Origin of the sequence: Limosilactobacillus reuteri, from assembly GCF_013694365.1 — a bacterium.
In the GTDB taxonomy this organism is placed as follows: Bacteria; Bacillota; Bacilli; order Lactobacillales; family Lactobacillaceae; genus Limosilactobacillus; species Limosilactobacillus reuteri_E.
In genome coordinates, this window is sequence record NZ_CP059275.1 from 1,346,282 (window position 1) to 1,361,038 (window position 14,757).

The 14,757-nt window shown below is 40.0% G+C and carries 14 protein-coding genes; all 14 read left to right on the forward strand.

What is annotated here, in order from left to right:
* Positions 1–2: 2 nt before the first annotated feature.
* The 14 genes from lepB to recF all read left to right on the forward strand — a co-directional run bounded on the left by lepB (position 3) and on the right by recF (position 14,755).
* The gene (gene lepB / locus HHK02_RS07955) at positions 3–608 is read left to right on the forward strand and encodes a signal peptidase I (protein ID WP_078009498.1); all 606 of its coding nucleotides are present in this window, start codon (positions 3–5) and stop codon (positions 606–608) included.
* Positions 609–724: 116 nt separating this feature from the next.
* Entirely contained in the window at positions 725–1,969 is a 1,245-nt protein-coding gene (locus HHK02_RS07960) for a carboxylate--amine ligase (protein ID WP_003670194.1), read from the forward strand.
* The gene (locus HHK02_RS07965; protein ID WP_181462271.1) at positions 1,970–3,520 is read left to right on the forward strand and encodes a UDP-N-acetylmuramoyl-L-alanyl-D-glutamate--2,6-diaminopimelate ligase; all 1,551 of its coding nucleotides are present in this window, start codon (positions 1,970–1,972) and stop codon (positions 3,518–3,520) included.
* A complete protein-coding gene (gene asnB / locus HHK02_RS07970) occupies positions 3,521–5,440 on the forward strand; it encodes an asparagine synthase (glutamine-hydrolyzing) (protein ID WP_152702234.1) in 1,920 nt (639 codons plus the stop codon).
* Entirely contained in the window at positions 5,441–7,384 is a 1,944-nt protein-coding gene (mnmG, locus tag HHK02_RS07975; RefSeq protein ID WP_078009495.1) for a tRNA uridine-5-carboxymethylaminomethyl(34) synthesis enzyme MnmG, read from the forward strand.
* Entirely contained in the window at positions 7,385–8,773 is a 1,389-nt protein-coding gene (gene mnmE, locus HHK02_RS07980; RefSeq protein ID WP_035159695.1) for a tRNA uridine-5-carboxymethylaminomethyl(34) synthesis GTPase MnmE, read from the forward strand.
* Complete coding sequence (gene jag, locus HHK02_RS07985; protein ID WP_181462272.1) at positions 8,774–9,541, forward strand: RNA-binding cell elongation regulator Jag/EloR; 768 nt, start codon at positions 8,774–8,776, stop codon at positions 9,539–9,541. It begins immediately after the preceding gene.
* Positions 9,542–10,333, forward strand: coding sequence for a YidC/Oxa1 family membrane protein insertase (locus HHK02_RS07990; protein WP_003665222.1), 792 nt, complete (start codon positions 9,542–9,544; stop codon positions 10,331–10,333).
* A complete protein-coding gene (rnpA, locus tag HHK02_RS07995; protein WP_003665224.1) occupies positions 10,334–10,687 on the forward strand; it encodes a ribonuclease P protein component in 354 nt (117 codons plus the stop codon). It abuts the gene before it with no gap.
* Positions 10,688–10,822 (forward strand): 50S ribosomal protein L34, encoded by a 135-nt coding sequence (gene rpmH, locus HHK02_RS08000; RefSeq protein ID WP_003665227.1) that lies wholly within the window; start codon positions 10,688–10,690, stop codon positions 10,820–10,822.
* 120 nt (positions 10,823–10,942) lie between these two features.
* Positions 10,943–12,265 carry a chromosomal replication initiator protein DnaA gene (gene dnaA / locus HHK02_RS08005; protein ID WP_078009493.1) on the forward strand — a complete coding sequence of 441 codons (1,323 nt, stop codon included), beginning with the start codon at positions 10,943–10,945 and terminating at the stop codon, positions 12,263–12,265.
* A complete protein-coding gene (gene dnaN, locus HHK02_RS08010; protein ID WP_078009492.1) occupies positions 12,266–13,408 on the forward strand; it encodes a DNA polymerase III subunit beta in 1,143 nt (380 codons plus the stop codon).
* On the forward strand, positions 13,409–13,630 hold the full coding sequence (gene yaaA, locus HHK02_RS08015) for a S4 domain-containing protein YaaA (RefSeq protein ID WP_003665230.1): 222 nt from the start codon (positions 13,409–13,411) through the stop codon (positions 13,628–13,630). It abuts the gene before it with no gap.
* Positions 13,631–14,755, forward strand: coding sequence for a DNA replication/repair protein RecF (recF, locus tag HHK02_RS08020; RefSeq protein ID WP_078009491.1), 1,125 nt, complete (start codon positions 13,631–13,633; stop codon positions 14,753–14,755).
* The last annotated feature ends 2 nt before the right edge of the window (positions 14,756–14,757 follow it).

Genomic DNA, 14,757 nt, shown 5'->3' on the forward strand with positions numbered 1-14,757 from the left:
GAATGAAAGCATTTCGTGAAGCAATGAGTTGGATTATTCCCATTCTAATCGGGTTAATAATCGCATTAGTAATTAAGCAGTTTTTCTTCCAAATTGTTCGGGTTGATGGACCATCCATGCAACCAAACTTACAAAATAATGAACGAGTATTTTGTTTGAAAACTGCCAAAATCCATCATGGAAGTGTCGTTGTATTTGATGCTAATGGCATTGATCCGCAAGTATCAGTTAAAACCGATTATGTTAAGCGAGTAATTGGACTCCCTGGTGATACTGTTAGCTCTAAGAATGGAAACATTTATGTTAACGGCAAAAAGATTAATCAAGACTACATTAGCAAGAGTCAACGAACAACCGGAACTGGAAACTGGACACTGCGTAGTATCTCAGTTCAGAACAGTTGGTTAAAGAATAATGGTGCCACAAAAGTTCCGAAAGGTGAATACTTTGTTCTTGGGGATCACCGGAGCGTTTCAAACGATGGTCGTTACTGGGGATTTGTACCTAAGAGTAAGATTGATGGGGTTGTAAAAGTTCCATCATGGACTGGGACAAAGACGACTCGCGAAAACGTTAATAAAGAATGGCAGCACTTCTATGATAAGTAACCCCTCAAGCAACAATAGGCCTCTAAGGTTCGTTTTTGCCGGACGTTAGAGGCCTATTGTTGTACTGCGTATTTGCTTTTTATGAAAGTAACTTAACTTATGTCACAGTCCCTTTTATGAGTGAACAACCTTTTGTTCCATTGATTCTAGGTAGTGATTTCAATGCTTACGGAATGGCGCGGTCGATGTATGAAAAATATGGGATTAAGTCGCAATTATATGCTCGCCAACCATTGGCACCAACCCGTTATTCAAAAATTGTCGAGTTGCATTATAATGAACAATTACAATCACCGGAAGTGTTTACGAAGGTATTAATTGAAGCGGCAGATGAGTTTGCTAAGCAAGGCAAGAAGACCGTTTTAATTAGTTGTGGGGATGACTATACTGAATTAGTTGCGAAAAATCGTAAAGAACTTTCGCAGCACATGTTCTGCCCGTATGCTGATTATGATGAAGTAGCAACATTAACGGATAAAGAGAAGTTCTACAATGTCTGCGAAAAGTATGGTTTGCCTTACCCTAAAACCGATATTTTAAAACCAGACCTTGATTATAAGAACTATAAATCACCATTTGAATTTCCAATTGCTTTGAAGGCTGCTGATGCGGTGCAATGGCATAAGGGAAACTTTGAAGGGTATGAAAAGGCTTATATTATTAAGACACCAGAAAGATTAGCGGAAGTTCTTGAGATTATCTATGAGCATAGTCCATACAATGGCGACCTCGTTTTACAAGAATTTATCCCTGGTGATGATAGTAATATGCGGACCATCAATTGTTACGTTGATAAAGATCATAAGGTAAAGATGATGTGTCTCGGTCACCCGCTACTTGAAGATTGCAATCCAGCAAATGTTGGTAATTACGTTGCGATTATGCCAGCATATGATCAACAAATTTATGACAATATCAAGAATTTCCTTGAAAGTATTGAATTTACTGGATTTGTTAACTTTGATTTGAAATATGACCGTCGTGATGGCCAATTCAAGGTATTTGACCTCAATCCTCGCCAAGGTCGTAGTAGTTTCTTCGTTTCATTAAATGGCTATCAACTTGCTACTTTCCCCGTTGAAGATTACGTTTTTGATAGCTTAAAAGATCAAGAGACGATTTATGGAAACAAAGATGAAAGCAACTATAAGTTATGGCTGGGGGTTTCAAAAAAGACCTTCCTTCAGTATGCTAAAAATAATGAAATTAAAAAGCAGGCTGAGAAGCTTATTAAAGAAGGCCGCTATGGAACAACTTTCCATTATAACAAGGACATGAATTTCATGCGGTGGTTAATGGAACAACGGATTAATCATAACTATCAAAAGAACTTCGAAAAGTACTTTGTCGAAAAGAAATAAATGGAATTGCATATTACACCTGCTTTAGCATTATTGTGCGAGCACCATTTATTGAATCATGTTAGTAATTTGACTGATTTTACCGCAACTAGCGTGTCCTATGATTCACGGAAGGTAAAATCAGGAACTTTGTTCTTTTGTAAAGGAAATTTTTTGCCTAAATACCTAGCATCCGCTAAAGAAAAAGGTGCGATTGCGTATGTGGCTGAAAAAGAATATCCAGAAGGCGAAGGATTGCCAGCTATTATCGTGAACGACGAACAAAAAGCAATGTCTTTACTGGGGGCAGCATTTTATGACTATCCACAAAATGATTTGTTCATTATTGCAATTACAGGAACAAAAGGCAAAACAACAACGGCTTATTTTGCTGACCATATTTTAGCCCAAAGTACTGCTAATCATATTGCCCTTTTTTCAACGCTTGATCGGATTTTAGGCAATAAGCCGGAAGATAAATTTAAATCTGATTTGACTACTCCTGAATCTTTAGACCTTTTCCATGATATGCGCGCTGCCGTTGATAATGGAATGACGCACTTAGTAATGGAAGTATCATCGCAAGCATACAAGAAAAACCGGATTTATGGTTTAAAGTATGATGTTGGAATTTTCTTAAACATCTCGCCAGACCATATCGGACGAAATGAGCACCCAACTTTTGCTGATTATCTTCACTGTAAGGAACAATTATTAGTAAATTCTGCTAAATGCTTAATCAATGCAGAAACTGAAAAGTTTACTGATGTTTATTACACTGCTAAGGCAACCACACAACCAGAAGACATTTTCTTATTTGCACGGCGGGGAGCAAACATCGAATTACCTGACAATGCCCAAATAGATTTTGAATATCGAAATGATTTAGAAGATCTTCATGAAAGTGAATTTGAGTTGACCGCCTTAACTGAGAAAGCAAAGCAGTTGAACTTAGATGGCCGTTATAAAACGAGTGTCCCTGGAGATTATAATGAAGGAAATGCGGTCGCTGCAATCATTGCCAGTGGGTTAGCTGGGGCGAGTGCTAACGATGCCGTAGAAACATTGAATCATGTTCACATCCGTGGTCGAATGGAAATGATTAACAGTAATACTCATGGAACAATTTATGTTGATTATGCCCATAATTACGCTAGCTTGAAGCGACTCTTGGCATTCTTAAAACGACAAACTAATGCTGGTAAAGTAACAGTTGTCTTAGGAGCAACCGGTGATAAAGGCATTTCGCGCCGTCCAGGGTTTGGAAAAGCTTTAACTGAAGAACAACCAGATGAGGTAATTTTGACGACTGATGATCCCGGGTTTGAAGATCCGATGACTATTGCCCGGGAAATAGATTCTTATATTGATCATGATAAGGTTAAACATATTCAATTTGAAATGGACCGCGAAACGGCGATCAAAAAGGCAATTGACGGTAGTGGAAATGATGATATTGTAGTCCTTGCAGGGAAGGGTGAAGATCCTTACCAGAAGATTAATGGTGAAGATGTCCCTTACCTAACTGATGTGAAGATTGCACGTGATTATATTAATGATTTAGAAAGATAAATGTGTGGGATTGTTGCATTTGTTGATAATGAAAAACCACAAATTAAAGACCAATTAATCAAAAAAATGAAGGACCGGATTATTCACCGGGGACCTGATGCGGAAGGTCAATATGTGGATGATGATGTAGCACTTGGCTTCCGGCGCTTGAGTTTTATTGATGTTAAGTCTGGTAATCAACCAATCTTTAATGAAGATAGCTCAAAAGCCATTGAATTCAACGGTGAAATTTACAATTTTGAAGAATTACGTGAAGAATTAATCAGTAAGGGTCACACATTTAAGACACATGCCGATACTGAAGTAATCTTGCACGGATATGAAGAATGGGGCAAGGATGTTGTTAACAAGCTGCGCGGAATGTTTGGCTTTGTTATCTGGGATTTTAAGACTAAAGAAATGTTCGGTGCCCGTGACCATTTTGGAATTAAACCATTGTATTACGCTAAAATGAACGGTACTTTCTTTGTTGGGTCTGAAATTAAGGCATTTCTTGATCATCCTAACTTTAAGAAGGAACTTAATAAAGAAGCGCTTAAACCATACATGACATTCCAATACCCAGTTACTCAAGAAACTTTCTTTAAGGGTGTTTACCGTCTTCCAGAAGGGCATTACTTCACTTATAAAGACGGTCAGTTTGAAATGACCCAATACTGGGACGAAAACTTTGAGCCAGAAGACGAGACGTTTGATGAAGCTGTTAACAAGATTGACGAAGTTGTTAAGAATTCTGTTAAGGCACATACCTTTGCAGATAAAGGAATTAAGGTTGGCTCATTCCTTTCCGCAGGGGTTGATTCAAGTTTAGTAACGGCTTTGATGCGTCCAGATAATACGTTCTCAATCGGATTTGATAGTACTTACGATGAGACCAAACAAGCACGTGAATTAGCAGCTAAGATGGGCTTGAAGAATACTGATGAAAAGTTGACTAACGAAGAAGCTTTCCACGCATTCCCAATGATTCAATACTACCTAGATGAACCCGATTCTAACCCATCTGTTGTTCCTTTATACTTCTTGAACAAGTTAGCAAAGGATAACGGCTACAAGGCCCTTCTTTCAGGTGAAGGTGCCGATGAATTGTTTGCGGGATACATTGATTATGGTTTTAATACGAAAGTTAAATTTATCCGTTGGGTAACTGATCAATTAAAGAAGATGCCTCGTGAACGTCGGTATAAGTTTGCTAAGTGGTTAGATGGGAAACACTTCCACGGCCAAGAGCATATGTATCGCAACTTAGCGCCAGCACGGGATACTTTTATTGGTCAAGCATACATCTTTAGTCCTGAAGAAGCCGCTGACTACTTGCAACCAGAATTTGATTGCGGACCAAGTATTGCCGACATTCTTAATCCACTTTTTGATAAGATGGAAGATAAAGATATCGATGAAGTCGCAAAGAAGCAATATGTTGACTTACACCGTTTCATGCCTGGCGATATTTGTTTAAAGGCAGATAAGATGAGTATGGCTAACTCTGTTGAAATCCGGGTACCACTTCTTGACAAAGAGGTAATGAAAGTAGCTGAAACGACACCAACTAAGTACCTCTTTAACTATAAGGATACAAAGTGGGCATTCCGGATGGCTGCTAATCGGCATTTACCGGAAGAATGGGCTACGCGGCCTAAGATGGGCTTCCCAACTCCAGTCCGTGCATGGCTTCGAGAAAAGAAGTATTACCAAGAAGTACGTGAATTATTTGAACAAGACTTCGTAAAAGAGTTCTTTGATCAAGAAAAGCTTCTAAAACTTGCCGATGATAACTTCGAAGGCAAGGTGGATGGTCGTCGTAAGATTTGGACAATCTACACCTTCTTAACGTGGTATAAGTTATATTTCATTGATAACTTCAAACCTGATGAATCGAGAATTGACCGCGCACAAAAAGCGGCTACAACAGAAGTATAGATGAAGAGTTCAGAAGCATTGCAAACATCTGATGCCGTTCAATACGAAGCGGGATCATACGATGTAATTGTTGTCGGGGCGGGTCATGCCGGAAGCGAGGCCGCCCTTGCCGCAGCCCGGATGGGAAATAAGACCTTGTTGGTAACAATTAATCTTGAAATGGTTGCTTTTATGCCATGTAACCCCTCTGTTGGTGGTCCGGCAAAAGGAATCGTGGTCCGCGAAATTGATGCTCTTGGTGGTGAAATGGGCCATAACATTGATAAGACCTATGTTCAAATGCGGATGTTAAATACCGGTAAGGGTCCCGCTGTCCGTGCATTACGAGCTCAAGCAGATAAACATGCTTATCACCGTGCAATGAAGCAGACAATTGAGGAAGAACCTAACCTTACTCTCCGTCAAGCAACTGTTGACCAGTTAATTGTTGAAGATGGTGTCTGCAAAGGTGTTATTACTAATACAGGAGCTCGTTACCACGCTAAGACGGTTGTACTAACTGTTGGAACTGCAGCGCGCGGAAAGATCATTATTGGTGAATTACAGTATGAATCTGGTCCAAATAACTCTAAGTCAGCGGTAAAACTTTCGGAAAACCTTGAAGAACTTGGCTTTGATCTTGAGCGTTTTAAGACGGGAACGCCACCACGGGTTAATGGAAAGACAATCGACTATAGTGTAACGGAAGAACAACCCGGGGATGAGGAACCACATCACTTTAGTTTTGATACTCCTGATAGTGCCTATATTCCAATTAGCGAACAATTATCTTGTTGGTTAACTTATACAAATGAAGGGACCCATGCCATTATTCGGGAAAATCTTAGCCGGGCTCCAATGTTCTCTGGTGTTATCAAGGGTGTTGGGCCACGCTACTGTCCTTCAATTGAAGATAAGATTGTTCGTTTTGCTGATAAACCGCGGCACCAAGTTTTCCTTGAACCAGAAGGCCGGGATACGGATGAATATTACCTTGACGGAATTTCGACATCAATGCCAGAAGAAATCCAACAAAAGATTGTGCACTCAATTAAGGGGTTAGAAAATGCAGAAATGATGCGTCCTGGATATGCAATTGAATACGATGTAGTTGCGCCGTACCAACTTCACCCAACCTTGGAAACCAAGATCATTAAGAATCTCTATACTGCAGGCCAAACAAACGGTTCTTCAGGTTATGAAGAAGCAGCGGGGCAAGGATTAATTGCAGGGATTAATGCAGGATTACGGGCACAAGGCAAGGAACCATTTGTCCTTAAGCGTTCGGATGCATATATTGGTGTGATGATCGACGACCTAGTAACAAAGGGAACGAAAGAACCTTACCGTTTACTTACAAGTCGGGCAGAATATCGGCTAATTTTACGTCATGATAATGCTGATTTCCGGTTAATGGAAATGGGTCATAATGTTGGCTTAGTTAGTGATGAGCGGCTTGCTAAAATGGAAGAGAAGAAGCGCCAAGTCGCAGCTGAAATCAAACGATTAGAAGAAATTAAGCTCAAGCCAAGCGATGATAAGGTTAACGAATTTATTGAAGCGCACGGGGATAATCGCTTAAAAGATGGAATTGCGGCAGCTGACCTCTTGAAGCGACCATACTTCGATTATCAAACGTTGGCCGAATTCATTCCAGCACCAGAACAGGAACTTGATCGTCATGTGATTGAGCAGGTTGAAATTCAATTGAAATATGCTGGTTACATCAAGAAAGAGGAAGTTAAGGTTGAACGGATGAAACGGATGGAAGCTAAACGGATTCCAGATGATATCGATTATGGTGATATTGATGGTCTAGCAACTGAAGGACGTCAAAAGCTTGAAAAGATTCGTCCAGAAACTTTAGCCCAAGCTTCACGAATTAGTGGAGTTAACCCCGCTGATATTGCAATCTTGAGTGTTTACGTCCGTCAGGGGAAGTTTTCCAAGAAGGATCGTAAATAAATGGCAAATAGCGAGAATGATACGATTGCAGCAATTTCGACACCGGTTGGTGAAGGTGGAATTTCCATTATCCGAATTAGTGGGGATGATGCGGTGAAAGTTGCTCAACGGATCTACAAAGGAAAAGATCTCGCCAAAGTAGCAACTCATACCATTAACTATGGTCATATTGTTGACCCTGATACGGATCAGGAAGTTGATGAAGTGATGGTTTCAGTAATGCGCGCGCCTCACACTTATACGCGTGAAGACGTGATTGAAATTAACTGTCACGGGGGATTGTTAGCAACTAACCGTATTCTGCAATTGGTACTGAGCTTTGGCGCCCGGATGGCAGAACCAGGTGAATTTACTAAACGAGCCTTCTTAAATGGTCGTCTCGATTTATCCCAATCAGAAGCAGTAATGGATCTAATTCGTGCAAAGACAGATAAGTCGATGAAGGTTGCATTAAACCAACTTGATGGTGATTTGTCGCGGTTAATTCGTAATTTACGACAAGACATTTTGGATGTATTAGCACAGGTAGAGGTTAATATTGATTATCCAGAATATGATGCTGTTGAAGAAATGACGACGAAACTCTTAAAAGAAAAAGCAGAGGACATTCAACAACGAATCCAAGGCCTTCTTAAAACAGCTAAGCAAGGAAAGGTTTTGCGAGATGGTTTAGCAACGGCTATCATCGGGCAGCCAAATGTTGGTAAATCAAGCTTATTGAATTCCTTACTTCACGAAGACAAGGCAATCGTTACAAACGTTGCTGGGACAACCCGGGACGTAATTGAAGAATATGTCAATGTCAACGGGGTGCCATTGAAGTTAATTGATACAGCAGGAATCCGCGATACAAATGACCAAGTTGAAAAGATCGGGGTAGAGCGGAGTCGCAAAGCTTTGGGCGCCGCTGACTTAGTACTTCTCTTGATTGATAGTTCAAATGAATTAACTGACGAGGATCGCCAATTACTTGAAGCAACCAAGGATAAGCAGCGGATCATCATCTTAAATAAGACGGATCTTCCACGCAAGGTTGATTTAGAGGAATTGAAATCACTAGCTGGCAAGAGTGCTGTTATTGAAACTTCAATCGTTAATCATGAAGGAATGGATCAACTTGGTGAACAGATTGGTCACATGTTCTTCAACAAGGGGATTGAAAGCAACCAGAATAATGTAATGGTTACAAATGCTCGGCACATTGGCTTACTTCACCAAGCTAATGATGCTTTAAGCGATGTCTTAAAAGGAATTAATGATGGAATGCCGGTAGACCTGGTTCAAATTGATATGACCCGGTGTTGGGAATTATTAGGTGAAATTACTGGGGATAGTTACCAAGATGAGTTGCTTGACCAGTTATTTAGTCAATTCTGTTTAGGAAAGTAGATGGCAGTTTTTACTGGAACAACAATTGAAGAAGCAAAAGAAAAGGCCCGTACACAATTGAAGCCAACTGTTAATCAAACGATTGAATTTGCGGTTCTTCAACAGCCGCAGCACGGTTTTCTGGGAATTGGACGACGCCAAGCGCAAGTGGATGCAGTAATAAAAGATAAAGAAATTGCGATGCTCTCACTGGAAGAGAAAGATGAGCAACCGGCAAAAGAGCCAGAACAAAAGCCTGCAAGCTTAAATTCCGCTGAAGATGAGCTCGATCCTGCTGAAATCAAGCGGCGGCAACAAGCCAATCTTAAAAAGGTTCAAGTAACTAGTAAAGAATTGGTTGAGTATCTAAGGACAGTATTTAAGGAATTAGGTATTGCTGTTGAACCGCGGATTATTAATTTAGAAGCTCATGATCTCAAAATTAATCTCCAAACTGAGGAAAATGGACGGGTGATCGGTAAGCACGGTTGCCGGATCAACGCGATGGAACAGCTTAGTAATATATTCATGGATTATCATGGAGCGGCAAAAGTAAATGTTGAACTTGATACTTCCAATTATCGTGAACGGCGTCAAGAAGCAGTTCACAACCTAGCGCAAAAGGCGGCGATGGAAGTAGTTGCAAGTGGGAAAGCAGTTTTTATGGACCCGATGCCCGCCCGCGAACGGAAACAAATTCACCATGAACTTGAGAATAATCACCACGTAAAAACATACTCCCACGGTCGGGAACCTTACCGGAGTATCGTGATTGCGCCTAAGGACTAAATGAGCTTGACCCTATTTTTAGCTGCTTGCTCCAATAAGCCAATTACTAGTCATAGTACTGGTATCTGGGACCACTACATTATCTATAACTGTTCACAATTTATCATTTGGTTATCAAAGCACTTTGGCGGATATGGAATGGGGATCATTATCTTTACGATCATCATCCGGATCATCTTACTGCCATTGATGTTCTACCAAACAAAGACCATGATGAAGACGCAAGAACTTGCTCCTCAATTAAAGGCAATTCAGAAAAAGTACTCATCACGTGATCGCGAGTCAATGCAAAAGATGCAAATGGAGACGCAGAAGCTCTATAAAGAAGCAGGAGTTAATCCATGGGCTTCGATGCTTCCGTTACTGGTTCAGTTACCAGTTATGTGGGCTCTTTATCAAGCAATCTGGCGGACCTCAGCCTTACGGAATGGAACTTTCTTGTGGCTTCAGTTAGGTCACCCGGACCCATACTACATTATGCCTATTCTAGCGGCATTATTTACATTTATTAGTTCATGGTTATCCATGGCTTCAATGCCCGAAAAAAACTCAATGACAACTACAATGACGTGGTTTATGCCGATTATGGTATTCTTCATGGCATTAGGATTCTCTTCAGCTATTACCTTATACTGGGTAGTAACAAATGCCTTCCAAGTTGTCCAAACGCTTATCATCCAGAATCCATTTAAGATTCGTCGTGAACGTGAAGAAAAGCAACGGGCTGAGAAAGCAAAACGTCGCAAGATTGAAAAAGCAAAACGTCGCGCTTACCAAAGTCGGCGGAAATAAATGAGAAAATCATATCGCGTAAAAAAGGAAAGTGAGTTTCAACGGGTTTTTGAAACCCATAATTCCGTGGCCAACCACAAATTTGTCGTATATCAAATGGAAAAACCAGGACAAAAACATTTTCGTGTCGGTATTTCTGTTGGAAAAAAGATTGGAAATGCTGTGCATCGTAATTGGGTTAAGCGGCGTATTCGTCAAACATTATTAGAGGTGAAACCGCAATTACGGTCTGATGTTGATTTCTTGGTTATTGCTCGGTCAGCGGCAGATGGTTTATCAATGGCAGAAACAAAGAAAAACCTAGTGCACGTTTTAAAGCGAGCACATTTGTTAGATGAAAAAAGTGAGGATTAGATGAAGCGCACGTTTCAACCAAAGAAGCGTCACCGTGCACGTGTCCATGGCTTCCGTAAGCGCATGAGCACCAGTAACGGCCGTAAGGTATTAGCACGTCGGCGTCAAAAGGGCAGAAAAGTATTATCTGCATAAATGAATTTACACAACGCTGTGGATTATTTTGCTAATTTTGTTAATAATCAAAAAAATTTAAATAAAAATTCGCCGTTTATTAATTTCGGTAAGTGTGTTATACTACCAAAGTATGTTTGATTGACTGAGCTCGATTCTCTGTGGGAAGCGATCCAAAATTCATTTCGTCAGGATACCACTCCGGTTACCTTTGACACTTTGATTGCTCCGGCAAAAGCAATTTCTCTCTCTCAAAATCAACTGGAAATCGAGGTGCCCACTCCGGTGCACCGCGATTTTTGGCGCAAAAATTTAAATACACAGCTTAAAGAATTCGCTCAACATGAATTGGGACGTAATATTGAGCCGCATTATATTTTAGAGGGAGAATTTACCTATACAAATAAAAAAACAGAAGATGATCCAACTCCTTCTTTTGAGATGGACACTCCTCTTAATCCTCATTACAACTTTGGAACATTCGTTGTTGGAGAAGGAAATAAAATGGCACACGCTGCAGCATTTGCCGTTGCCGAAAGTCCGGGCAGCCTTTACAACCCGCTCTTTATTTATGGGGGGGTTGGTTTAGGAAAAACCCACTTAATGGAAGCGATCGGTAACCATATGCTTCAAGTTAATCCAAATTCGCGTGTCAAATATGTGACGAGTGAGGATTTTACCAACGATTATATTAATGCTATTCGTAATAATACGACTGAACAATTAAGAGAAGAATATCGTAACCTTGATCTCCTATTAATTGATGATATTCAATTTTTAGCCAACAAAGAGGGAACACAGCTAGAATTTTTCAATACTTTTAATGCCCTTCATGATCGCAAAAAACAAATTGTTATGACATCTGATCGGATTCCAAATGAGATTCCCGAACTGCAAGACCGGCTTGTATCACGTTTCAGATGGGGACTTACTGTCGAAATTACTCCTCCTGACTTAGAGACGAGAATTGCCATCTTGCGGAGTAAAGTTGAGGAAGATCATATTGATATTGGAAACGACACCCTTAATTATATCGCTGGCCAAATCGATACAAACATTCGTGAACTAGAAGGAGCCTTAACAAAGGTTCAAGCATTTGCTAATTTAAGCGGTGAGCGAATCACGCCAAGCTTAGCATCTCAAGCATTAAAGGGACTTCACCGCATAGCCAAAAACGAAATATCAATCGCTACAATTCAAAAACAAGTCGCTGATTTTTATAATATAACTCAAGGAGATATCCTTGGTAAAAAGCGAGTTAAACAAATTGTTATGCCTCGCCAAATCGCTATGTATCTTTCTCGAGAACTCACCGATTCCTCGTTGCCAAAAATCGGCAACGAATTCGGCGGCAAAGACCATACCACCGTTTTACATGCTATCGATAAAATCGAGGCAGAACTAAAAAAGGATACTGACTTACAAAACGATATTACAAAATTAAAAGCTAAACTACGATCATAAATGAATTTTACAATTAACCGATCTGCATTCATTAGTCAACTAAATAATGTCTTACGTGCCATTTCATCTAAAACCACAATTCCAATTCTTACTGGATTAAAGATGGTCATAAACGAAGACAACATTGTGTTAACTGGTAGCAATTCTGACATCACTATTGAAAGTGTTATTAATGCTAATGATGCTGAGAACGATTTAACAATTGAAGCCACTGGCGCTATTGTATTACCAGCCCGCTTCTTCAGTGATATTGTTAAAAAGCTGCCAGACAAAAAAGTAACTATTGAAGTTACAAGTGGTTTTCAAGCAGATATTACTTCCGGTTCAGCTAAGTTTCAAATTAATGGCCAAGATGCTGAAAACTTTCCTCATTTACCAGAAATTGAAACTAACAAATCAGTAACCCTTCCTAACGACATCCTTAAAGAAGTAATTCGTCAAACTGTTATTGCGGTATCTAAGCAAGAAAGTCGCCCAATCCTTGCCGGGGTGCATATGACGTTAAAAGATGGCGTCCTAACAGCTGTTGCAACAGATAGTCATCGACTTGCACAACGGAAAGTGGTCCTCGAAAACATCGATAACAGCATAGATTTTGATGTGATTATTCCTGGAAAGAGCATGGAAGAACTTTCTGGAATGATTAGCGATGTCCATGAAGATGTACAAATGCAAGTAACCGAAAATCAAGTATTGTTTATTTTTGGTAATACTCATTTCTATTCGCGATTACTAGAAGGGAACTATCCTGAAACAAGCCAGTTAATTCCACAAACTGCTGATACAACAGTTGAACTAGAAGCTGGGACATTTCTATCATCAATTGAGCGTGCTTCGCTTTTATCTCATGAAAGCCGTAATGATGTGGTTAAGTTAAGTCTAAAGCCATCAGAAAGTCTTGTCCGAATTAGTGGTGATTCTCCAGATATCGGTACCGTTGAAGAAAAGGTAGTCACGTCTGCTCTTGATGGTAATGATCTTGAAATCTCGTTCAATCCTAACTACATGAAAGATGCTTTGCGTTCTTTTGGTCAGGCAACGATCAAGATTTCATTTACTTCACCATTGCGACCATTTACCTTGGTGCCAACAGAAGATCAAGAAAACTTTGTCCACTTAATTACACCAGTACGGACATTCTAAATGGAAGAAAAGTCAGTGTTGATTGATAGTCCATTTATTACACTCGGCCAGTTACTCAAAGAAGAGGGGATTATTCCTACTGGCGGAGCAGCTAAATGGTTTCTAAAAGAAAATACTGTATTAGTAAATGATGAGCCAGATGATCGGCGAGGACGCAAATTATATCCCGAAGATAAGATTCAAATTCCTGACCACCAATTACTTGTTATTAAGAGTAAGTAGATGATTCTGACGGAATTGCATTTACATCACTTTCGAAATTATCAGGATCTAACCGTTCACTTCAACCCTGGAGTGAACGTTTTAATTGGTCATAATGCACAGGGTAAAACGAATATGCTAGAGGCAATCTATGTTCTTTCCCTGACCAAGAGTCATCGAACAAGTAATGACCATGAACTTATTAATTGGCAAGAAAAATCAGCTCTAATAAGTGGCACAGTAGAGAAAAGTATTGGCAAGATTCCACTTGAATTACAATTCTCAAGTAAAGGAAAAAAGGCAAAGGTAAATCATTTAGAACAAGCGCGATTATCACAGTATGTTGGTCAACTAAATGCAATATTATTTGCTCCTGAGGACTTGTCGTTGGTAAAAGGGTCCCCAGCTTTACGGCGCCACTTTATGGATCGAGAATTTAGCCAGATGAGTAGCAAGTATCTCTACAATGCAGGCCAATACCGCACACTCTTACGACAAAAAAACAAATATTTAAAGCAACTAAAATATAAGCAACAAACTGATCGCGTCCTTTTAGGAGTCCTATCTGATCAGCTTGCTGCTTTTGGTGCGGAAGTAATTATTGCCCGTCAACATTTTTTAAAGCACCTTGAAGGATGGGCAGCTGATTTACATCAAGAGATTTCACTGAATAAGGAATCATTACAGCTTGAATACGTTAATCAATTAAAGGTTAATGATGAGACTACTGCTGAAGAGGCTTATCAGGCCCTTTTTAAATTATATCAAGACAACGAACAGCGTGAAATTGAGCAGGGGACAACAATTTACGGCCCCCATCGTGATGATATCCGCTTTCTGGTAAATGATAAAAATGTACAGGCTTTTGGATCGCAAGGACAACAGCGAACGACAGCACTATCAGTAAAGCTAGCAGAGATTGATTTGATGAAAGAGCAAACAGGCGAGTATCCATTATTATTATTGGACGATGTGTTATCGGAACTAGATACAATTCGACAAACACACCTGTTAACAGCCATTCAGAATAAAGTTCAAACATTTTTGACGACAACTAGTTTGAGTGATGTTGCTCGCCAGCTAATTAATGAACCCACGATTTTTGAAATTGAGCACGGCACTTTGAATAAGGAGGAAGTAAAGTGAGT